Genomic DNA, 20,903 nt, shown 5'->3' on the forward strand with positions numbered 1-20,903 from the left:
AGAGACACGTTTTGCTGAATATAAACTTCCGAGAGGCAAAAGGAGGAGGATGATTCCGCACCGCGACTTTTTCTTTCAGTTAAAAGATCAGCCGAACAGATTGCTGAGGCTGAATGAACTAAGAGCATCTGAGTGGAACGAATTCGAAGAAGAGATCAAACACAAACATGCCATGCGTTTACAATATGATGATGTGATTCTGGATGGCGAAAGACAGTTTATAACAGTTATCAATGCAGAGAATGAGCATTGGCAATTGAAGAATTTCGCAGCAAAACGAAAATTCTCCATGTGGGTAACTATTATATCGGGATTGGGTTTTGTATGGCTACTATTATTGTTACGAAAAGATTATAAAACGATAAAAGCATATGTTGGCACTGAATCAGTACATTGATCACACCATTCTTAAATCCACTACACTGATAGCTGATATAGAAAAGCTTTGTGCTGAAGCAAGGCAATACGATTTTGCAGCAGTCTGTGTACCGCCCAACTTTGTTAAAAAAGCCAAATCTCTGTTGGAAGGTACTGCTGTTAAAGTAGCAACTGTCATTGGTTTCCCTTTCGGTTATTCGGCAGTAGAAGCAAAGATTGCAGAAACCGTTTTAGCGATGGTGGATGGTGCCGATGAGTTGGATGTGGTAGTAAATATTTCTGCCATTAAGAATGGAGATTGGGTCTATCTCGCGAATGAGATCAATCATATCATGCCTGTGATCAAGAGTAAAAATAAGATCATAAAGATTATTATAGAAAGCGGGGTATTAACAGATGATGAGATCATTAAATGTTGTGAATTGTATGGGGTAGCGGGAATTGATTACTTGAAAACTTCCACGGGGTACGCAGAAAAAGGAGCCACGATCGAAGCAGTAAAATTATTCCGCCTACATCTACCAGAACATGTGCAGATCAAAGCTTCGGGCGGCATCAGAGACCATGTGTTTGCCCAGCAGTTGATCGACGCGGGTGCTACCAGATTAGGTTGCAGTGCCAGCGTTGCCATTGTGCAAGGGGCAAAAGGCGGTAGCGACTATTGATTTGTTAAACGATCCATGAACTTCTTACGGAGAAACAGAGCTTCGTATCTTTGCAAAAGAATTTTACTAACTTTCTGAAAACGTCCATTATGCGTATTGTATTGTTTTTGTTTTGGATGGGATGGATGCATTTCGCACAGGCATCAGATTCGATCATTGTAAGAAAAGATCAGCGTTTAGATCTGCTTACTGCCAAACAAGCGCAGATCAATAAACGTTCTGCAATGATGACCAGCAATGGACAGTATAAAGGATATCGCATACAAGTGATCAGTACTACCAACAGAGATCAGGCATTTAAAGTCAAAACTGAGTTGTTGAGTCGATTCCCTGATCAGAAAAGCTACACTTCTTATCAATCGCCTTTATTCAAAGTTCGGATCGGTAATTTTTTAAAGAAGGAAGACGCAGAACAATTCAGAAAAACATTGAATCGCTTTTATCCCAAAGGAGTATATGTAGTTGAAGATGTCATCGAGTACACAATAACCGATGATGAAGACCTCCTGCAATAATAATTAACCATTACATGCTGCAAGAAAAAATAAAAACATTAGCACAGCAATACGCATCGGAATTCATTGCGGTTCGTTCGCATTTACATGCACATCCGGAATTAAGCTATCAGGAATTCAATACTTCCGCATTTGTTCAAAATAAATTGAAAGAGATCGGCATCACATTCACTGTAATGGCAACTACCGGAGTAGTAGGAGTCATACAAGGAAAAAATCCGGAAAGCCGTGTGATCGCCTTGCGTGCCGATATGGATGCATTGCCTATTCAAGAAGAGAATGATCGTCCTTATCGCTCAAAAAATGACGGAGTGATGCATGCCTGTGGTCATGATGTGCATACTTCCATCTTATTAGGCGCGGCCAAGATCTTACATGAATTACGCGATAGCTGGGAAGGCACTGTTAAACTTTTGTTCCAACCCGGAGAGGAAAAGAATCCCGGGGGAGCCAGTTATATGATACGTGATGGGGCATTGCAAAATCCTACACCTCAAGGTATTATTGGATTACATGTTCATCCGGGATTGGAAACCGGCAAGCTGAGTTTCAGAAAAGGAAGAGTGATGGCCAGTGCTGATGAAATTTATATGACCATCAAAGGCAAAGGTGGACATGCAGCTTCTCCCAACTTAACTGCTGATACCGTTTTGATCGCTTCCCATTTGATTGTAAGTCTGCAACAAATTATTTCGCGAAATAAAAATCCTTTGTCTCCTTCTGTTTTATCGATTTGCTCCATTCAGGGTGGACATACAACCAATGTGATACCTAGTGAAGTAAAGCTCATGGGTACATTCAGAGCAATGGATGAAGAGTGGCGTTTCAAAGCACATGATTTGATTCGTAAAAATGCTGTGGGATTGGTAGAATCAATGGGTGGTGAGATCGATCTACATATTGATATCGGATATCCTACTGTGGATAATGATCCAGCTTTCACAGCAACAGCTTGGCAACAAGCTGATGTATTCATGGGGAAAGAAAATGTACTGGAAACTGAGATGAGAATGGGAGCGGAAGATTTTGGTTATTATACTCAGGTTATTCCTGGATGCTTTTTCAGATTGGGTGTACGTAATGAAGCAAAAGGGATTGTTCATAATGTACACACACCATTGTTTGATATAGATGAGCGTGCCATAGAAATTGGCATGGGCAATATGGCTTGGTTGGGAGCGACTGTCGGCTAGTTCTGCGGTAAATACAAAGGTTTTACAGTAATTCATACGTGCTTACAAAGCCAATCATATTTTGTAAGTCATGTAAGGATGGTTTAGCAAATTTTTTTTTGATTGGAACGTTATACATATCCAGCATAAAATTTACACACTGCGAGCGCAGAAGGTAATTCTTGATTTTGATCTGGCTTTATTATATGCAGTGCAAACAAAGTATTTGAAAAAATCTGGCAGACGTAATATTGAACGATTCCCTACTGATTTCATGTTTGAGTTAACACAGCAGGAATACCATTTTCTAAGGACACAATTTGCGTCCTTAGAAAATGGTAAGGGAAATCATAGTAAATACCCGTCGGATTTTATTTATATTGTATTTTGCACCCCAATCCCCCAAATGGTCCGGCCAGGGAACCGGAACCTGAAGTGAGTGACACAACAGCAGTTGAATAGCGATGTGTTGCTGGTAACGAAAAAAAATAATATGGCTAAAAATACAGATCTGCGGAAGGAACAAGCACTTGAATACCATTCTAGTGGTAGACCGGGAAAAATTGAAGTGATCCCCACCAAAGAAGCCAAAACACAAAGAGATCTCTCATTGGCGTATAGTCCGGGAGTAGCAGAACCCTGCAAAGAGATTCATAACAATATAGAAGAAGTGTATAAGTATACCGCAAAAGGAAATCTTGTTGCGGTGATCAGTAATGGAACAGCTGTATTGGGATTGGGAGATATTGGTCCAGAAGCGAGTAAGCCTGTGATGGAGGGGAAAGGTGTATTGTTCAAAATTTTCGCAGATATCGATGTGTTTGATATTGAGATCAATGAAAAAGACCCGGAAAAATTTGTACAGATCGTTAAAGCACTTGAACCCACATTTGGAGGGATCAATCTGGAAGATATCAAAGCTCCTGAATGTTTTTATATTGAACAGCAGCTCAAGCAGCAGATGAATATTCCTGTGATGCATGATGATCAGCACGGAACAGCGATCATTAGCGGTGCTGCACTTTTGAATGCATTGGAGTTACAGAAAAAAAGAATTGAGAAAGTTCGATTTGTCGTGAATGGTGCCGGTGCTGCTGCTATGGCTTGTACACAATTGTATGTGGCTTTGGGGGCACGCTATGAAAATTTTATTCTGTTTGACAAGGATGGAGTGCTTCATGAAGGAAGAACAGACCTGGATGCTACACGAAGAAAATTTGCAGTCAAACGTTCTGATATTACGCTGGAAAAAGCGATGAAAGATGCAGATGTATTTTTAGGATTGAGTGTGGGTAATGTAGTAACACAGGACATGGTAAAAAGCATGGCAAAAAACCCGATCGTTTTTGCGATGGCCAATCCTGATCCGGAGATCAGTTATGAAGATGCAATTGCTGTTCGTAAAGACATCATCATGGCAACCGGCAGAACGGATTATCCAAATCAGGTCAATAATGTTTTGGGGTTCCCATATATCTTCAGAGGAGCATTGGATGTTCGTGCGAGGCAGATCAATGAAGCCATGAAACTGGCAGCAGTAAAGGCTTTGGCGGAACTGGCCAAAACACCTGTTCCGGATATCGTGAACATGGCTTATAACCAGACCAATATGTCTTTTGGTCCTGAATACATCATACCCAAGCCACTTGATCCGAGACTATTATCAACCGTAGCACCTGCTGTAGCAAAAGCTGCGGTGGAAAGTGGTGTAGCGCAGAAGAAGATCCAGAATTGGGATGCTTATGTGTTGGAGTTGAACAAGCGTTTAGGTTTGGATAATCAGTTGATCCGTGTCATCGGTAACAAAGCACGTCGTGATCCTAAGCGATTGGTATTTGCGGAAGCCGATAATCAAAAAATATTAAAGGCCGCCAGCATTATTTATGATGAGGGCGTTGCTTATCCGATCTTATTGGGTGACCCTGTCAAGATCAATCGTATCGCTGAAGAGCATAATATTGATATCACCGATCTGCCGATCATTGATCCACGTAGCGATGAAATGGAATCTAAGCGTGAATTCTATGGTGAGTTATTCTTTAAAAAGAGACAGCGAAAAGGCTTCAATCATTATGAAAGCATCAAGATCATGAAAGATCGCAATCATTTTGGTTGTATGATGGTAGAGACAGGCGATGCAGATGCAATGTTATCAGGACTTACAAAAAATTACGCAGAAGCCATTCGTCCGGCATTACAGATCATTGGTACGGAAGAGGGTGTGAAGAAGATCGCGGGAATGTATTTGTTGCTCACCAAGAAAGGACCTTTATTCCTGGCAGATACCACTGTGAATTTCAATCCTACTGCAGAAGAGCTCGCTGATATTACGATGATGGTAGCCAAAGAAGTGCGCAACTTCAACCTGACACCACGTATCGCTATGTTGAGTTACAGTAATTTCGGAAGCAGTGACTCAGGCGAAGCTAAATTGGTAGCAGATGCCACCAGAATTTTAAAACAACGCAATCCTTCCTTAGTTGTGGATGGTGAGATGCAGGGAAGTATGGCTTTCAATAAAGAGATCTTAAGAGATAATTATCCTTTCAGCGAACTGGTAGATGAAGACGTCAATGTGCTCATGTTCCCCAACTTAACAGCGGGTAATGTGGCATATAATTTATTGAAAGAAGTAGGTGGTGCTGATGCAATTGGTCCGATCTTGTTAGGCTTGAAAAAACCTGTACATGTATTACAATTAGGCAGCACCGTTCGAAGCATCATTAATATGGCTTTAGTAGCCGTAGTAGACGCGCAACTGAAATGCAGAATGGACACCAATGATGTCGTTCAGCGAAGCAGTTGGTGGAAGAGATTGAAGAAGAGGAAGAGATAGACTACAGACCATAGACCATGGTCCATGGACTATGGTCTAAATAACAGCAAGCAAAAAATCATACCATGTCATTCTTCACCCACTTAGGTTCTTACCTGCTCATGTTAAAAGGCATGTTTACCAAGCCTGAGAACTGGCGTATGTATTGGAAAGAGTTCATGCATCAGTGTGTGGAAATTGGACTGGGAGCATTACCCATCGTTGTCATTATTTCATTATTTCTGGGAGCTGTAACCACGGTTCAGACTGCGTATCAATTGGTGAGTCCATTGGTGCCACAGGCAACGATTGCACAGATCGTAAGAGATAGTATGATACTTGAATTGTCGCCAACAGTTGTAAGTATTGTATTGGCAGGCGTAGTAGGTAGTAAGATAGCCAGTGAACTTGGAAACATGCGTATCAGTGAACAGATCGATGCATTAGAGATCATGGGTATCAATACAAAAAGTTATCTCGTGATGCCTAAGATATTAGGCTCTTTATTGGTGATTCCATGTTTGATCACTATTTCAGCAGTACTGGGTATTTGGGGAGGAAGAACAGCAGGAAATCTTACCGGTATTTTAGCACCAGACATTTTTGATATTGGATTAAGACAAAATCTGAACTTATATAACATCAATTTTGCTTTGTACAAGTCTTACACATTTGCCTTTATTGTGAGTAGTATCTCTGCATATTATGGTTACAATGTAAAAGGCGGGGCACTGGAAATCGGTCGTGCCAGTACGAGCGCAGTGGTCGTAAGCTGTATTTTGATTCTTTGTGCAGATTATCTGCTTGCATCCCTTCTTTTGTAAGCGGTTAATTTTTTTAAGATCATTCGGACGTCTCTTGTTACATTTATAGAACAAGTAGCCGTCGTATGAATCCATCTTTTGACATTTTTAGGAAACAGATATCCAATCGTTGGAAGTTTCGGTTCTTTCTATTACAAAAACTTCCTTCTGCATTTTTCTCCGGATTAAAGATCCGTTCTTTTGATGCGAACGAGGCAGTTATCGGAGTTCGTTATAGCTGGTTTTCACAAAACCCTTTTCGTTCCATGTATTTTGCTGTGCAATCGATGGCGGCTGAAATGAGTACTGGTATTTTAGGTTTTGCACAAATCTATCAACGAAAGCCATCAGTGAGTATGCTGGTATTAAAGGTTGAAGGAAATTTTACAAAAAAAGCAACCGGCTTTATCAGCTTCATTTGTAAGGATGGTAAAATGATCGAAGAAGCAGTAGAGAAAGCAATACAAACAGGAGAAGGGCAAACGGTTGTTTGTCACTCAGTAGGTACCAATGAAGAACAGGAAGTTGTTGCCAATTTTTGGGTGACATGGACATTCAAAGCAAAACATTGATCAGCTTAAAATAATCGTATGAAAATAGCATTTCACGGAGCTGCAAGAACAGTAACAGGATCGAAGCATTTGTTGACATTAGATGATGGAACAAAGATCCTTTTAGACTGTGGCTTGTTTCAGGGTATGGGTAAAGAAACAGATGCATTGAATGCTGAATTCGGTTTTGATGCACGATCGATCGATATTCTTGTATTATCACATGCACATATCGATCATTCTGGGTTGATACCCAGACTGGTTAAGGAAGGATTTGAGGGAAAGATCTATGCTACACCTGCAACAAAAGAGTTGGGAGCAATCTTGTTGGAAGATTCGGCAGTGATCCAAAGAGATGATACTAAATTCATCAACAAGCGAAGAGCAAAACAAGGATTGCCTCCTTACGAACCTTTATATGATCTGGAGGATGCAGCAAAAGCTTTAGAGCTTTTTGTAGAAGTGAATTACGATGAGTGGACCAACATTAGTAAAGGAGTAGAATTGTTGTTCACAGATGCGGGGCACATCATTGGAAGCGCGGCAGTACATTTACGAATATCTGAAAATGGAGTCACGCGTCAGTTGACTTTCAGTGGTGATGTGGGACGATACAACGATGCTATTCTTCGTTCTCCTTCTGTTTTTCCACAAGCTGATTATATTATTCTGGAGAGTACTTACGGAAATAAGTTACACGACGAAGTGCATGGTACGCCTGATACTTTGTATGAATGGATCGATAAGACTTGTATTCAGAAGAAAGGGAAACTGATCATTCCTGCGTTTAGTGTGGGACGAACCCAGGAATTATTGTATGCATTGAATCAATTAGATCTGGAAAACCGATTGCCAAATGTTCCCATTTATGTGGATAGCCCGTTAAGTCGAGAAGCAACAGAAATGCTCAAAGCCTATCCTCAGTATTTCAATAAGCGTATTCGTAAAGTGATGGAGAAGGATGAAGATCCATTTGATTTTCCGGGATTGAAATTCATTAAAACAGTCGATGAAAGTAAATACCTGAATGTATTGACGCAGCCATGTGTGATCATATCTGCAAGTGGAATGGCAGACGCAGGTAGGGTGAAACATCATATCATGAATAATATTGGGGAAGAGAAAAATACGATACTCTTGGTTGGTTATTGTGAGCCCCGATCTTTAGGTGGCCGATTGGCCAATGGTGCAGATCAGGTAAAGATTTTTGGTGAAATGTATGAAGTCAAGGCAGAGATCGGTCAGATGCGAAGCATGAGTGCGCATGGCGACTATGATGATCTTTGTCAGTTCCTGGCTTGTCAGGATCCCAAACAAATACGCACTTTGTTTTTAGTGCATGGTGAATATGAAGTGCAACAGGATTTCGCGCATCGATTATTGAGAAAAGGGTTTCAGGAAGTAGTGATACCTGAAATGCATTATCAGACAAAACTGCAATAATGAATTTGTTGATACAAGATGCCGGTCGTTATTACCGGGAACATTTTGGCGAACCGGATTTTATTGTTCGTTCACCCGGGCGGATCAATCTCATTGGAGAACATATCGATTATAATGGGGGCTTTGTATTGCCGGCGGCTATTGATAATGCAGTTTATGTATCGATCGGAAAAAGAACAGATACAAAGATCGCATTGTATTCAGTAGACTATCAGGAACATTTTGAAATAGAACTGACAGCGATACAAAAAACGCAGGTGCATTGGGCAAATTATGTATTGTCTGTTGTTGTAACCTTACAAGAAGCCGGATATCGTTTAGGTGGATTTAATGCAGTGGTAAGAGGAGATATCCCAATCGGTTCGGGTCTTTCATCATCCGCTGCGGTGGAGTGCGCTGTGATCTTTGGGTTGAATCAATTATTGGCATTAGACCTTGATACCATGCAAATGGTAAAACTGGCACAGCGAGCTGAGAATGAATTTATTGGGGTGAAATGTGGGATCATGGATCAATTTGCAAGTATGTTAGGCAAGCAAGATCAGGTGATTCAACTCGATTGCCGATCATTGGCATATCAGTATTTCCATTTTCAGCCTAATGAATATCAACTCTTATTACTGAATACCAAAGTGAAACATTCGTTGGCAGATTCTGAATACAATCAACGCAGATTAGATTGCGAGGCTGGTGTTGCACACCTTAATAGAATATTTCCGGAAGTAAGTAGCTTAAGAGATGCGACAGCAGAAATGATCGAGTCTGAGTTGAAAGGGTTGAGCGATGATGTATACGATCATTGTTTGTATGCAGTTCAAGAAATTAAAAGAGTACAGGAAGCATGTATCGATCTTGTGAATGAGGATTATGTATCATTTGGAAAGAAAATGTTTGAGACACACAAAGGCTTGAGTGAAATGTATCGTGTAAGTTGTCCGGAGTTAGACTTTCTTGTGACCTTTGCAGGTAAACATAAAGATGTTGTAGGGGCACGCATGATGGGAGGAGGATTTGGTGGCTGTACGATTAATCTGATTAAGAAAGAAGGGGTGACAGATTTTATTGACCGTGCTTCAGAAACATATTTAGAAACATTCGGCATCTTGCCGGGTGCTTATCCTGTGACGATCTCAGCGGGAACTTCTCTGGTGCAAGCACAATTTTAACGCGGTTTACTTGCAAGAGCCGATTTCGTTTTGTAATTTTTGAGAACAACAAAACAGCCGGCCATGAAAAACTATCACATCGTATCTAAAATCGCGATCTACCTTTTATCGGTAGTGATGATCAGTTTCGGGATTTATCATTTCCAAAATGCAAGGGATCTGGTCGTTTATATTCCTTCTTCTTTGCCCGGAGGAATATGGTGGGTTTATTTGACAGGTGCCGCATTCATTTTGGTAGCCCTCTCATTTATCACCAACAGAATGGTGAAGACATCGGCGTATTTATTGGCTTTTATCCTTTTCGTTTTTATTCTCACGCTGCATGTGCCTAACTATTTAAATGCGGGGGATAAAGAAATGAAAGCAATGGCGTTTATCAATCTTTTAAAAGATACCGCCATTGCCGGGTTTGCACTGCATATTGCGGCAGGCGCGCATCATCAGAAACTGCACATGGAACAAAGTGATTGATTTATTTGCAGTCGTTGGTCACTTTTAGCAACACAAACTTTTGTGGCGCATTGGCTATTGTAGCAGCACATCTGGTACAATAAGCGTCATCCTCATGTCTGTCAGTGACCTTGACTTTGATTCGTAAACCTTTCAGGGAAGAAGAACTCGCATATAATTTTGACATGTCTGCGCAACTGAATCTGGTGGAAATAACATGGTCATAGTTACTATCATCAAGTTTATAACCGTTCTCTCCGTGCGTGTAAAGCTCCTGATCCAATATTTGTACAACAGCATTACCACAGATCTCATTCAATATTTTCACTTCAAAACACTGGTCTTTCAACTCGTCGGAGGATTTGTCACAAGACAATAAGGCGGACGCGAGTAATAGTAGTAAAGTGACCGATCTAAGCTTCATAACTTTATTTTTAATTCGAATTGCATTGTGGAGAAAAAGAAACATGTAGCCATTTACTAGGTGCGTTGCTTATTACAGCTAAGCATGTTCCACAGTTTGGATCACTCGGTTCAGGTTGATCAATGATCTTAACGTACATGGGCTTATCTGCAACACCTTGCTCAGGTCTGCCTGGTGAAGTATTGTTGGGTAATCTACAGGGCATTGATGTTCCAAAAACATGGTCATAAGTAACTCCGTTTTTTTGATATCCATTTTCACCAAGATGGTAATAAGCAGGATCTAGTATTTGTAATACTGCTGTATTACAAACGGCATCCAGCACTTTTACCCGAATACATCCTTCAGTATTTGTTTGTTCGTTCTTTTCACAACCGGCAGTGATGAGCAGGAACAAACTGGTGAGTACGATGAAACTGTTTCTTTTCATGGTAGTTTGTTTTTCTGCTTGATATTTTAAATGTGGAAACTGTTGCACCGTCCTGAAAAAATCTTCTTTTTTCACATTCTGATAGCGCCAGCACATGAATGAAAGCCGGGTCAGGTAAGTGGTGAAACTTTCAGGTGGGTGGGGCGAAATCTATAAAACAAAAAAGGCACTCAGATAGAGTGCCTTTTGTACCCGGTACGGGAATCGAACCCGTCTTTCCTCCGTGAAAGGGAGATGTCCTAGCCGATAGACGAACCGGGCATTTTTTTGTCAATCGGGACGCAAAAATAGGCTTTGAAAACTTCCTGCCAAAATTTTTTATGCTTTTTATGGAAATCAATGATTTAGATGCTCTTCAAGAATGTTACAAATAAGCCACAGATTCACAGATTACATGCCTAATCTGTGAATCTGTGGCTACAAAATCCGTCATTATACGATCAAGTATCCTCACAATACCTGCATTACAAAAAATATCCGCTTATTTCTTATCAATCCATGTAAATTTGCCACTCTTAAAGCCCATATACCTTAAAAATTAGTCAAATGAGTACAGTAAAAGTTGCCATCAACGGTTTCGGACGTATCGGCCGTTTGGTGTTCCGTCAGATTTACAACATGGAAGGAATTGATGTAGTAGCGATCAACGATCTGACCAGTCCTAAAGTTTTAGCCCACTTATTGAAATATGATAGTGCACAGGGTCGTTTTGATGCCACAGTTACCTCTACTGATGATGCAATCGTGGTAAATGGCGAAACTGTAAAGATCTACGCACAAAAAGATCCTGCTCAAATTCCTTGGGGTAATCATGGTGTAGATGTGGTGATCGAATCAACAGGTTTCTTCACAGATAAAGAAAAAGCAGAAGCACATATCAAAGCTGGTGCTAAGCGTGTTGTGATCTCAGCTCCTGCAACCGGAGATCTGAAAACAGTGGTGTTCAATGTGAACCACCACATTTTGGATGGCAGTGAAACCATTATCTCTTGTGCATCTTGTACTACCAACTGTTTGGCACCAATGGCAAAAGTGTTGAATGATCAATTTGGTATTGCAACCGGTATCATGACTACCATTCACGCATATACCAATGACCAAAATACCTTGGATGCACCGCATCCTAAAGGGGATTTGCGTAGAGCAAGAGCTGCTGCTGCTAATATTGTTCCTAACAGCACCGGTGCTGCAAAAGCGATCGGACTGGTATTGCCTGAATTAAAAGGTAAATTGGATGGCGGCGCTCAGCGTGTACCAACCATCACCGGTTCATTAACTGAATTGGCAGTGATCCTGAATAAAAAAGTAACTGCAGAAGAGATCAATGCAGCCATGAAAGCAGCTAGCAATGAAAGCTTTGGTTATACAGAAGATGAGATCGTAAGTTCTGATATCATTGGTATCAGCTATGGCTCACTGTTTGATGCAACTCAAACCAAAGTGATGACCGTTGGAGATGCTCAGTTGGTAAAAACTGTGAGCTGGTATGATAATGAGATGAGCTATGTAAGTCAGTTGGTGAGAACTGTAAAGTATTTTGCAGGATTGATCTCAAAATAAAAACTGATCATTCATCATATTTAAAAGAGGCTGTATCATTGCGATTACAGCCTCTTTTTCTTTATAGGTTGGTCACTCTTTCTTATTTTCACCATTCAATGTCAAATCATTTTATGAGCAAGTTTTTGAACCACAACTTTAGTAATCAACGTGCATTGATCCGTGTTGATTTCAATGTGCCGCTGAATGCCGCGTATGAAATAACAGACGACAATCGTATGCGGGCTACCATCCCCACCATCAAAAAAATTCTGGCTGATGGGGGTAGTGTTATTCTTATGAGCCATTTAGGTAGACCAAAAGAAGGTCCTACTGAAAAATATTCTTTGAAACACTTGGTGAAACATTTGAGTCAATTACTGGGTGGAGTGGAAGTGTTGTTTGCAGATGATTGTATTGGTGCATCAGCTGTTAGTATGTCTGCTGCTTTACAACCCGGACAGGTATTATTGCTAGAGAACCTTCGTTTTTACAAGGAAGAGGAAAAAGGAGATTTTGCATTTGCTGAGAAGTTGAGTAAACTGGGAGATGTATACGTGAATGATGCATTTGGAACTGCACACCGTGCACATGCATCTACTGCCGTGATTGCTCAATTCTTCCCCGGCGATAAAAAAATGTTTGGAACAGTGATGGATGGTGAAGTGGCGAGTGCAGAGAAAGTAATGCATCAAAGCGAAAAGCCTTTCACTGCTATCATCGGCGGAGCGAAAGTGAGTGATAAGATATTGATCATCGAAAATTTATTGGAAAGAGCTACTGATATAATCATTGGTGGTGGAATGGCTTATACTTTCATGAAAGCACAAGGAGGTACGATCGGTAATTCATTGTGTGAAGATGATCGATTAGAAACAGCTGTTGAATTATTAAAAAAAGCGGAAGCCAAAGGTGTTTGTATTCACTTGCCCTCAGACTCTGTTATTGCGGATAAATTTTCAGCTGAAGCAAATACTTCTACTGCACCAAGTAACCATATTCCCGATGGATGGATGGGATTGGATATCGGTGCAAACGCCTGTGAACAGTTCGCCAACTGTATCAAAAGATCTAAAACTATCTTATGGAATGGTCCGATGGGCGTATTTGAAATGGAGAAGTTCCAGCACGGAACAAAAACCATAGCAATCGCTGTTGCGGAAGCCACTGCAAATGGTGCTTTTTCGCTTGTGGGTGGTGGAGATAGTGTAGCTGCCGTGAACCAGTTTGGATTTGCAGATAAAGTAAGTTATGTATCCACCGGCGGCGGTGCCATGCTGGAATACTTTGAGGGCAAGGAGCTGCCGGGCATAGCGGCGGTAAAAGCATAGGAAGAATAGTCCATAGACCATGGTCCATAGACTATTAACTATGAACCATGTAATATTTTACTTAACCCCACTACTAATGCTCTAAAAGGAATAAAAACCCTAATTTCATAACAAACAAGTTAAACATGAGTACAAAGAATTTAACCCTTATTGTAATTGCTGCACTGATCCTGATTTTAGGTGGTTGTGGCTGCAGAGGATATAATGGATTGGTAAAACAGGATGAAGTCGTTAAAAATGCCTGGGCCAATGTAGAAAGTGATTATCAGCGTCGTGCAGATCTGATTCCTAATCTGGTGAACACTGTAAAAGGAGAAGCCAATTTTGAGCAAACCACTTTACAGAATGTGATCGAAGCACGCGCAAGTGCAACACAGATCAAGGTAGATGCAAATGATCTGTCACCTGAAAAATTACAGCAATACCAGGCTGCACAGGGACAATTGTCGCAGGCATTGGGTCGTTTGTTGATGGTAACAGAAAATTATCCTAACCTGAGAGCTAATGAAGCATTCCGTGGATTGCAGGCGCAATTGGAAGGAACTGAAAATCGTATCAAAGTATCTCGTAATGACTTCAATAAAGCCGTTGCTGATTACAATGTGAAAGCGCGTTCATTCCCAATGAATATTCTCGCTAGCATGTTCGGCTTTAAAGTAAAAGAAGGCTTTAAAGCAGATGCTGGTGCTGAAAAAGCTCCGGAAGTTAAATTTTAATCATACAAACCACAGTGCAGATGTTGCATATCAGGCAATCCTGATAACTATTCTCGCTGTGGTTTTTTAATGCATCAAAGTCATGTTCGGACTCTTCAGAAAAAAACCGGATCGCTATTTTTCAGACAGTGAAAGAGAGCGTATTGTTACGGCTATTCGCAATGCAGAACAAAGAACCAGTGGTGAAGTGAGGATCTTTATTGAGAACAGATGTGAATACGTTGATCCACTTCGCAGAGCACAGGAAATTTTCGGTAACCTGAAAATGTATGAAACGGCACAGCGAAATGCTGTATTGGTCTATATCGCGATGAAAGACCGGCAACTCGCTGTTTTTGGAGATGAGGGTATTCATCAAAAAGTGGGTTCAGATTTCTGGAATGCCGAAGTAAAAAAAATGTTGTCTGAATTCAGGCAACAACATTATGCAGAAGGCCTGGCAACCATCATCGAAGATATCGGTGAAGCATTGGCATTTCATTTCCCTTATGACAACAAGGGGGATAAAAACGAATTACCCGACGATATTGTTTTTGGTAAATAAAATCAATGGCTGATCATACAAATGACAGCGAACTGAAAGCATGAAAAAATTATTACTCTTATTCCTGACCTTTTGTTGGCTGGCAGTGGGTGTTGGACAGAATATTCTACCCAAACCCAATCCGCCAAAATTGGTGAATGATGCAGCAAATGTGCTCTCTCCTGAACAGCGCCAGATATTAGAACAAAAATTGGTGGCTTTAGATGATAGTACATCCAACCAAATAGCAGTTGTGCTGTTGAAGACATTGGATGGTTATCCAATTGAAGAGTATGCCAATCAATTATTTCGAGAATGGGGTATTGGTAATGCAAAAACAAATAATGGTATATTACTGATTGCTGCCATTGAAGACAGAAAGATTCGGATAGAAGTAGGGTATGGATTAGAGGGAGCGATACCTGATGTGGTTGCATCGAGTATCATTCGAAATGAGATAGGGCCAAATTTCAAAGAAGGAAATTTTTATCGAGGCATTGACAAAGCAACGGATGCATTAGCAAAAGCAGCTGCCGGAGAATATAAAGTTAAACGAGAACGAAAAGGATCGGGGGGCACTACCGGTAAATCTATTCTGACATTTGTGATCATTTTATTTGTGGTATTGATGATCGTTGCCCGTGGTGGTGGCGGTGGAGGTAAAGGCGGTGGTATGATGAGTAGAAGAGGTTATGGAGATATTGCAGAAGCTATTTTTTGGTCATCTGTTTTAGGTGGCGGTCGCAGAAGCAGCGGCGGTGGCTGGGGAGGAGGAAGTGGCGGCTTCGGCGGCGGTGGATTTGGTGGATTCGGTGGTGGTAGCAGCGGCGGCGGCGGCGCAAGTGGTGGCTGGTAAAAATTATAAACTAAACAATATGAACAAATTTTTGATGACTACGATGATGCTTGGATGCATGATCGTAGCAAAGGCACAACAGATTAAATTACCGGTCGGTAAAAAATTTCAGGTGATCACGGAGGTAAAAGGGAATAATGTTACTTCTATGATGGGACAGGATATGGAAATGTCAAATACCTCAACAGTATACCTGGATCATGAATTGAAATCTGTTGGAACAAATAAGTTCTCAATGGGTGTGATCATCAAACGAATTACGGCGAGTGTTTCTATGATGGGACAAGAACAAAGTTTCGATTCTGACGATGAAGCGGTAAGATCTAATCCGGCTTTAGCAGATGCTTTTAAATCATTGGGCAAAGAAGCAGAAATTACAATTGACGGCGGAAAAGTGACCATGCAAGGTGAAATGCTGGAAGCACTGAAAACAATTCCGGGAGCGGCTTCTGAAGGAAATGATATGGGTCGCGTCTTTTTGATGTTGAAAGATGAAGTAATCAAAGAGGGTTATACTTGGACATCCAATAGTTCTACTGAAACTGGTACATCTGAAATAAATAATGTTATCGAAAAAGTAACGGATAAAGAAATTCAGGTGCTGGCAAATGCTACTGTTAAAGTATCATCTACCATGACTCAAAATGGAATGGAGATCAAGCAAAAAACGGAAGGTACTGTTAAGTCTACTCGTATTTATGACAGAGCAACCGGATTGATGATCTCTGAGGTTTCTTCAGGTGATATCAAAGGTAATATGGAAGTGATGGGACAACAAATGCCTTTGACCAGTAAAATTGAAACGAAAACAAGCGTTAAGTTGTTATAAATTTGTTGATTCAACTTCAACTAAAAGGCCGCACCGATATGATCGGGCGGCCTTCTTTGTTAGGAGAGAAAAATATTATTTCTTATCAGCAGGAAGTTTGCTTTTTACATATTCTGCCATTGCAGTGGCGCCTGCTGCTTCTTTCTTTTGTGCTAATTCTTTCAATGCACCAATGATGATAGGGTCTGTTTGTGCTTTTGCAGAACCGGGGATCAGATCACGAAACTCCATGATCGCATCAACAGCTTTTTTGAATTCTTCCATATTTGTCAACTTGGCTGCAAATGCTGCATATGTTGCACTCATTTGTACCTTCGGAAAAGACAAAGGCATCTTCGCATAACTTTCTGACACAGCTTTAAAAGCTTTCTCATCACCATAGCTGATCAATACATTTGAAATCGCTTCACTCAAACGGCCCTTAGAAGGTTCTTTACTTAATTCATTGGCAACTTGTAATGCACTAACACTATCTATAGCTGTAAGCGCCTCCAAAGCAGCACCTGCAACCGTATAAGAGGAGTCTTTGGTTGCTTCTTTAAAGAATGTCTTGTAGCTGTCTTTCTTGAGATTCGCTAAATATGTGATCGCTTCAGCTTTCACCATTTTCCTTGTCTCATTTTTTGCGATCGCTTCAATTTTTGCAGTGATGGCATCATCGGGTTTCACCTTGCCTAAATTCGTGATGGCCAAAGAGCGAATTCTGAAATATGGATCGCTCAATGCATCTGTTAACAGTTGAACAGCTGCTGCCTCTTTGGTATTGTTACCGGCAAATGCAACAGCTTCACGGCGGTCAAGATAGTTACCTGCATGTTTGAACTGATGAATAAACTCTGCCAATGTTTTGTTGTCTTTTTTATCAACCAATAATATTTTATCGGCATCAACATTGATCTGGTCGGGCTTCGACTTCACAGAAAAGTTGAAAGTATCTGCTTTATTTTCCATCCATACCAAATGTCTTTTCTTTTCATTACCATGCCAGATATCAATGGTGAAAGGCAGCTTGAATACTTTATCACCAGATTGAATTTGTTTGATGATGACAGAAGATAATTGCTTTTCAGCATTGTACTGATAACTGATATCAATTCTGGGATGTCCGTTTCCAAAATACCATTGGTTAAAGAACCAGTTCCAATCCTTACCGGTTACTTCTTCAAAAGCTAAACGTAGTTTATGTCCGCTTCCTGTCCCGAATTTATTTGTAGTCAAATATTTATTCAAAGAAGCAAAAAATGCATCATCACCCACAAGATGACGTAACATATGCAGGATACGTCCGCCCTTGTTGTAGCTAACTGCATCAAACATGTCTTCTTTGTCTTTATAATAAAAACGAACCAGATCACGTCCTTGCTGACCACTGCCGATATAGCCGCGCATTTGATTGAAATTTTCAAACATCGCTTCATCTTTTCCATACTTATATTCTAACCATAATAACTGGCTATAATCAGCAAAGCTTTCGTTTACGGTGAGGTTACTCCAGCTTTCTGCAGTCACAAGGTCTCCAAACCACTGATGAAACAATTCGTGAGCAATGGTCGTTTCCCATCCGTTACCGTCAGTTAATTCTCTTGCATCTTGTTGAGCACTTTCCTGATGCAGGGTTGCTGTTGTATTTTCCATGGCGCCACTCACATAATCACGCGCAACCATTTGACTATATTTTACCCATGGATATTCAACACCTAATTTTTTTGAAAAGAAAGACATCATTTCAGGGGTATCACCAAATATTCTGCGCGCTACTTTCTCGTAGGCTTTCTCAACATAATAGTTAACTTCTTTGCCTTTATAGGTGTCTTTTACTACAGCAAAATCTCCAACACCCATGAAGAATAGATATGGAGCATGTGGTTGGTCCATTGACCAGGTATCAGTGCGTGTTCCGTCGCTATTGACTTTTTGTGCTATCAGCTTTCCATTAGATAGCGACACATATTTAGCAGGAACGGTTAGGTTGAATAACTGTGTTGTTTTCTGATTGGTACGATCGATGGTAGGCACCCAAACAGAAGTTGCTTCTGTTTCACCCTGCGTCCAGATTTGAGTGGGCTTATCTTTTTCCTCTCCTTTTGGATTGATGAAATACAAACCTTTGGCATCTGTAATAGCAGCGCTACCATTGGCTTTGAATTCATTGGGTTTAGCAGTGTAGTCGATGTACACAGTATAGCGTTCACCTTTTTTGTAGGTCTTGTCAAGTTGAATATTCAGGAACAGACTGTCGTATTGATATTTCAGCGGAATATTTTTCCCGGCTTTTACAATCGCAACTTGATGAATATTCATTCCCTTGGCATCCAACTGTAATGAGTCTGTTGCATAAAAGTGTGGTTCAAGCGTGATCCAAACTTTTCCATTCAAGTAAGATTGTTCATAATCAAATTTTGCATCCAGACGTGTATGCACAAGGTTGTTGATCTTGGTAGGGAAGGATCTGTAGATCTTTTTCCAATCCTCACTTCCAGAAGTTTGGGCTACCGTAAATAGGGGTAGAAATGCAATAAGCAGTAATAAACGTTTCATATTTCAGTTTTAGAAGCCTTAAAGATAGTAGACAGAACTCGTGTGAATAGTTAAGAATTTGACCAGTGGTTGAAAGGTTATGCACCAACGTATCCTGACACAGGGAAAGTCTTAATTTTATGACATGAACCGCTACTTGTATTCTTTTAGTTGCAAAACATTGTGCCTAATTACGGGGATATTGTTTTTTTCGACGGTTTATGGTCAATCAGCACGTTACTTATTTATACAAACAGAAAACAATCAGCCATTTTACCTGCGCTTGATGGGCGCTAACCTGAGCTCTAATGCAACAGGTTATCTATTGATCCCAAAGCTTTCAGATGGTGAGTATGAATTGCATATTGGTTTTGCGCAAAGTGAAAAAGAACAAAAGTTCACAATTAAGATAGCGGGCAAAGACCTTGGATTTTCATTAAAACAGGAATTAGATAACAACTGGAGTCTATTTGATCTGGTAGATTTTACTTTGATAAAGGGTATTTCTGTTGCTGTTCAGCCAAAAGAAGAAAAGAAAGAGCCAGCGGTTGAAATACCGGAGCCGACCAAGCAGGTTTCTGAGGTGGGTGAGTCGAAACCAATTACAGTCAAAGAAGTAGTATCAACGAAAGAAGTGGTAGCAATACCTAAAGTCAATAAAGTCTTGCCTGAGATCAAAAAAATCTATGATAAAGCAACCGAGGAGGGCATTGATATGGTATTTGTTGTATCCGGATCTCCTAAAAACGACACTGTTATTCTATATGTCCCGGCTTTGAAACCTAAGGGAGAGGCCCAAGTTGTAAAGGAGCTGAAGGCGCAGCAAGCGAAGAATCAGCATCAGGTTATGTTTAGAACAGTCAATCATTCGGCATTTACCAGACCCAAGTTATTCTGATGCGATATTTTCTTGAACTATCATATGATGGTACCCGCTATAGTGGATTTCAGGTTCAGGATGGACAGGAAACGATCCAATCTCAGGTAACCAAGGCGTTGGAAACCTTATTCAGACAATCTTTTTCGCTAACCGGCTCTTCCCGAACGGATGCAGGTGTACATGCGCTGCAGAATTTCTTTCATTTTGACAGTTCGCTGGAATTCACTTCAAAACACAGGTATAACCTGAATGCGATATTGCCTTCTGATATAGCCATCAGTGCCATTTATCGGGTGGCAGATGATGCTCATTGTAGGTTTGATGCGATCCAGAGGAGTTATAAATACTTGATTTACAGACAGAAAAATCCATTTATGGTGAATCGGGGGTGGTTATTCCCTTATCCTGTGAATAAGACCTTATTGGACCGGATGGCTTTGGTGTTGATGGAATACAGCGATTTTACATCCTTTTCGAAGCGTAATAGTCAGGTAAAGACCTATATCTGTTCAATCCGGTCATCATATTGGGAGGAAGGGGTGGATGGGGCATTGACCTATAGGATTATTTCGAATCGGTTTTTAAGAGGAATGATCAGGGGTATTGTAGGAACCATGATGCGTATTGCAAGAATGGAAGTGTCGGTGCAAGAAGGAGAACAGTTATTCAGATCTATTATAGAAAGCAAAGATTGTACACATGCAGATTTTACAACACCTGCTAAAGGTTTATATCTCGAATCGGTTGCATATCCGGAAGGAATGTTACTGCAAATCATAGAATAATCTGCAACGTGGATATGAAGTCTACTATGATGTTAAGATGCCGAGTTAATGTCTTCATCTCAAACTGGTATAATTTTTTATCCCCTGAAACCTTTATCTGGCAAGCGTTTTAACA

General features: G+C 40.6%; 22 protein-coding genes and 1 tRNA gene. 19 read left to right on the forward strand and 4 right to left on the reverse strand.

All coding sequences use genetic code 11. From position 1 onward, the window contains the following. Nucleotides 1-49 precede the first annotated feature (49 nt). The 11 genes from ABXG83_RS13085 (at nucleotide 50) to ABXG83_RS13135 (ending at nucleotide 9,979) form a co-directional block, all read left to right on the forward strand. Nucleotides 50-397 carry a hypothetical protein gene (locus tag ABXG83_RS13085; protein WP_353549316.1) on the forward strand — a complete coding sequence of 116 codons (348 nt, stop codon included), beginning with the start codon at nucleotides 50-52 and terminating at the stop codon, nucleotides 395-397. Beyond that, nucleotides 372-1,043: a deoxyribose-phosphate aldolase gene (gene deoC / locus ABXG83_RS13090; protein ID WP_353549317.1), complete on the forward strand. Its 672-nt coding sequence runs from the start codon at nucleotides 372-374 to the stop codon at nucleotides 1,041-1,043. The genes ABXG83_RS13085 and deoC overlap by 26 nt, the downstream gene beginning before the upstream one ends. An 89-nt stretch (nucleotides 1,044-1,132) precedes the next feature. Next, on the forward strand, nucleotides 1,133-1,558 hold the full coding sequence (locus ABXG83_RS13095; RefSeq protein WP_353549318.1) for an SPOR domain-containing protein: 426 nt from the start codon (nucleotides 1,133-1,135) through the stop codon (nucleotides 1,556-1,558). A gap of 14 nt (nucleotides 1,559-1,572) precedes the next feature. Beyond that, nucleotides 1,573-2,751, forward strand: a complete 1,179-nt coding sequence (locus tag ABXG83_RS13100; RefSeq protein ID WP_353549319.1) for a M20 family metallopeptidase — start codon at nucleotides 1,573-1,575, stop codon at nucleotides 2,749-2,751. A gap of 139 nt (nucleotides 2,752-2,890) precedes the next feature. Then, nucleotides 2,891-3,169, forward strand: a complete 279-nt coding sequence (locus ABXG83_RS13105; protein ID WP_353550767.1) for an ORF6N domain-containing protein — start codon at nucleotides 2,891-2,893, stop codon at nucleotides 3,167-3,169. Nucleotides 3,170-3,223: 54 nt separating this feature from the next. Continuing rightward, nucleotides 3,224-5,566, forward strand: coding sequence for an NADP-dependent malic enzyme (locus ABXG83_RS13110; protein WP_353549320.1), 2,343 nt, complete (start codon nucleotides 3,224-3,226; stop codon nucleotides 5,564-5,566). Between the two features lie 65 nt (nucleotides 5,567-5,631). Further along, nucleotides 5,632-6,369 carry an ABC transporter permease gene (locus tag ABXG83_RS13115; RefSeq protein WP_178887688.1) on the forward strand — a complete coding sequence of 246 codons (738 nt, stop codon included), beginning with the start codon at nucleotides 5,632-5,634 and terminating at the stop codon, nucleotides 6,367-6,369. 65 nt (nucleotides 6,370-6,434) lie between these two features. Beyond that, nucleotides 6,435-6,920 (forward strand): thioesterase, encoded by a 486-nt coding sequence (locus tag ABXG83_RS13120; protein ID WP_353549321.1) that lies wholly within the window; start codon nucleotides 6,435-6,437, stop codon nucleotides 6,918-6,920. An 18-nt stretch (nucleotides 6,921-6,938) separates the two neighbouring features. Further along, on the forward strand, nucleotides 6,939-8,342 hold the full coding sequence (locus ABXG83_RS13125) for an MBL fold metallo-hydrolase (protein WP_353549322.1): 1,404 nt from the start codon (nucleotides 6,939-6,941) through the stop codon (nucleotides 8,340-8,342). Beyond that, nucleotides 8,342-9,508, forward strand: coding sequence for a galactokinase (galK, locus tag ABXG83_RS13130; RefSeq protein ID WP_353549323.1), 1,167 nt, complete (start codon nucleotides 8,342-8,344; stop codon nucleotides 9,506-9,508). The genes ABXG83_RS13125 and galK overlap by 1 nt, the downstream gene beginning before the upstream one ends. Before the next feature lie 63 nt (nucleotides 9,509-9,571). Further along, nucleotides 9,572-9,979, forward strand: coding sequence for a hypothetical protein (locus ABXG83_RS13135; RefSeq protein ID WP_353549324.1), 408 nt, complete (start codon nucleotides 9,572-9,574; stop codon nucleotides 9,977-9,979). Nucleotide 9,980: 1 nt separating this feature from the next. On the opposite strand, the gene ABXG83_RS13140 is transcribed toward ABXG83_RS13135, so the two are convergent. The 3 genes from ABXG83_RS13140 to ABXG83_RS13150 form a co-directional block, all read right to left on the reverse strand. Continuing rightward, nucleotides 9,981-10,382 carry a hypothetical protein gene (locus ABXG83_RS13140; protein ID WP_353549325.1) on the reverse strand — a complete coding sequence of 134 codons (402 nt, stop codon included), beginning with the start codon at nucleotides 10,380-10,382 and terminating at the stop codon, nucleotides 9,981-9,983. A gap of 10 nt (nucleotides 10,383-10,392) precedes the next feature. After that, complete coding sequence (locus ABXG83_RS13145) at nucleotides 10,393-10,812, reverse strand: hypothetical protein (RefSeq protein ID WP_353549326.1); 420 nt, start codon at nucleotides 10,810-10,812, stop codon at nucleotides 10,393-10,395. 189 nt (nucleotides 10,813-11,001) lie between these two features. After that, nucleotides 11,002-11,073: transfer RNA gene (locus ABXG83_RS13150), tRNA-Glu, on the reverse strand. Between the two features lie 285 nt (nucleotides 11,074-11,358). Between ABXG83_RS13150 and gap the strand changes: the two genes are divergently transcribed. The 6 genes from gap (at nucleotide 11,359) to ABXG83_RS13180 (ending at nucleotide 16,606) form a co-directional block, all read left to right on the forward strand. Beyond that, entirely contained in the window at nucleotides 11,359-12,372 is a 1,014-nt protein-coding gene (gap, locus tag ABXG83_RS13155) for a type I glyceraldehyde-3-phosphate dehydrogenase (protein ID WP_353549327.1), read from the forward strand. A 113-nt stretch (nucleotides 12,373-12,485) separates the two neighbouring features. Continuing rightward, entirely contained in the window at nucleotides 12,486-13,682 is a 1,197-nt protein-coding gene (locus ABXG83_RS13160) for a phosphoglycerate kinase (RefSeq protein WP_353549328.1), read from the forward strand. 125 nt (nucleotides 13,683-13,807) lie between these two features. Then, nucleotides 13,808-14,398 carry a LemA family protein gene (locus tag ABXG83_RS13165; protein ID WP_353549329.1) on the forward strand — a complete coding sequence of 197 codons (591 nt, stop codon included), beginning with the start codon at nucleotides 13,808-13,810 and terminating at the stop codon, nucleotides 14,396-14,398. A gap of 82 nt (nucleotides 14,399-14,480) precedes the next feature. After that, nucleotides 14,481-14,942: a TPM domain-containing protein gene (locus tag ABXG83_RS13170; RefSeq protein WP_353549330.1), complete on the forward strand. Its 462-nt coding sequence runs from the start codon at nucleotides 14,481-14,483 to the stop codon at nucleotides 14,940-14,942. A 40-nt stretch (nucleotides 14,943-14,982) separates the two neighbouring features. Continuing rightward, entirely contained in the window at nucleotides 14,983-15,777 is a 795-nt protein-coding gene (locus ABXG83_RS13175; protein ID WP_353549331.1) for a TPM domain-containing protein, read from the forward strand. A 19-nt stretch (nucleotides 15,778-15,796) separates the two neighbouring features. Then, nucleotides 15,797-16,606: a DUF6263 family protein gene (locus ABXG83_RS13180; RefSeq protein WP_353549332.1), complete on the forward strand. Its 810-nt coding sequence runs from the start codon at nucleotides 15,797-15,799 to the stop codon at nucleotides 16,604-16,606. A 75-nt stretch (nucleotides 16,607-16,681) separates the two neighbouring features. Here the strand turns inward: ABXG83_RS13180 and ABXG83_RS13185 are convergent, their stop codons facing one another. Then, a complete protein-coding gene (locus ABXG83_RS13185; RefSeq protein ID WP_353549333.1) occupies nucleotides 16,682-19,144 on the reverse strand; it encodes a M1 family metallopeptidase in 2,463 nt (820 codons plus the stop codon). A 136-nt stretch (nucleotides 19,145-19,280) separates the two neighbouring features. On the opposite strand from ABXG83_RS13185, the gene ABXG83_RS13190 reads away from it, so the two are divergent. Both ABXG83_RS13190 and truA read left to right on the forward strand, forming a co-directional pair. Further along, on the forward strand, nucleotides 19,281-20,021 hold the full coding sequence (locus tag ABXG83_RS13190; protein ID WP_353549334.1) for a hypothetical protein: 741 nt from the start codon (nucleotides 19,281-19,283) through the stop codon (nucleotides 20,019-20,021). Continuing rightward, a complete protein-coding gene (gene truA / locus ABXG83_RS13195) occupies nucleotides 20,021-20,788 on the forward strand; it encodes a tRNA pseudouridine(38-40) synthase TruA (protein ID WP_353549335.1) in 768 nt (255 codons plus the stop codon). Before ABXG83_RS13190 ends, truA begins: the two co-directional genes overlap by 1 nt. Nucleotides 20,789-20,903: the final 115 nt, after the last annotated feature.

The sequence above is a fragment of the Sediminibacterium sp. KACHI17 genome (assembly GCF_040362915.1).
GTDB lineage: Bacteria > Bacteroidota > Bacteroidia > Chitinophagales > Chitinophagaceae > Sediminibacterium.

Excerpts from the sequence above, each read along its gene's own strand:
- ABXG83_RS13085 (WP_353549316.1), top strand. The coding sequence starts at position 50 with ATGATTCCGCACCGCGACTTTTTCTTTCAGTTAAAAGATCAGCCGAAC.
- deoC (WP_353549317.1), top strand. The coding sequence starts at position 372 with ATGTTGGCACTGAATCAGTACATTGATCACACCATTCTTAAATCCACT.
- ABXG83_RS13095 (WP_353549318.1), top strand. The coding sequence starts at position 1,133 with ATGCGTATTGTATTGTTTTTGTTTTGGATGGGATGGATGCATTTCGCA.
- ABXG83_RS13100 (WP_353549319.1), top strand. The coding sequence starts at position 1,573 with ATGCTGCAAGAAAAAATAAAAACATTAGCACAGCAATACGCATCGGAA.
- ABXG83_RS13110 (WP_353549320.1), top strand. The coding sequence starts at position 3,224 with ATGGCTAAAAATACAGATCTGCGGAAGGAACAAGCACTTGAATACCAT.
- ABXG83_RS13115 (WP_178887688.1), top strand. The coding sequence starts at position 5,632 with ATGTCATTCTTCACCCACTTAGGTTCTTACCTGCTCATGTTAAAAGGC.
- ABXG83_RS13120 (WP_353549321.1), top strand. The coding sequence starts at position 6,435 with ATGAATCCATCTTTTGACATTTTTAGGAAACAGATATCCAATCGTTGG.
- ABXG83_RS13125 (WP_353549322.1), top strand. The coding sequence starts at position 6,939 with ATGAAAATAGCATTTCACGGAGCTGCAAGAACAGTAACAGGATCGAAG.
- galK (WP_353549323.1), top strand. The coding sequence starts at position 8,342 with ATGAATTTGTTGATACAAGATGCCGGTCGTTATTACCGGGAACATTTT.
- ABXG83_RS13135 (WP_353549324.1), top strand. The coding sequence starts at position 9,572 with ATGAAAAACTATCACATCGTATCTAAAATCGCGATCTACCTTTTATCG.
- ABXG83_RS13140 (WP_353549325.1), bottom strand. The coding sequence starts at position 10,382 with ATGAAGCTTAGATCGGTCACTTTACTACTATTACTCGCGTCCGCCTTA.
- ABXG83_RS13145 (WP_353549326.1), bottom strand. The coding sequence starts at position 10,812 with ATGAAAAGAAACAGTTTCATCGTACTCACCAGTTTGTTCCTGCTCATC.
- gap (WP_353549327.1), top strand. The coding sequence starts at position 11,359 with ATGAGTACAGTAAAAGTTGCCATCAACGGTTTCGGACGTATCGGCCGT.
- ABXG83_RS13160 (WP_353549328.1), top strand. The coding sequence starts at position 12,486 with ATGAGCAAGTTTTTGAACCACAACTTTAGTAATCAACGTGCATTGATC.
- ABXG83_RS13165 (WP_353549329.1), top strand. The coding sequence starts at position 13,808 with ATGAGTACAAAGAATTTAACCCTTATTGTAATTGCTGCACTGATCCTG.
- ABXG83_RS13170 (WP_353549330.1), top strand. The coding sequence starts at position 14,481 with ATGTTCGGACTCTTCAGAAAAAAACCGGATCGCTATTTTTCAGACAGT.
- ABXG83_RS13175 (WP_353549331.1), top strand. The coding sequence starts at position 14,983 with ATGAAAAAATTATTACTCTTATTCCTGACCTTTTGTTGGCTGGCAGTG.
- ABXG83_RS13180 (WP_353549332.1), top strand. The coding sequence starts at position 15,797 with ATGAACAAATTTTTGATGACTACGATGATGCTTGGATGCATGATCGTA.
- ABXG83_RS13185 (WP_353549333.1), bottom strand. The coding sequence starts at position 19,144 with ATGAAACGTTTATTACTGCTTATTGCATTTCTACCCCTATTTACGGTA.
- truA (WP_353549335.1), top strand. The coding sequence starts at position 20,021 with ATGCGATATTTTCTTGAACTATCATATGATGGTACCCGCTATAGTGGA.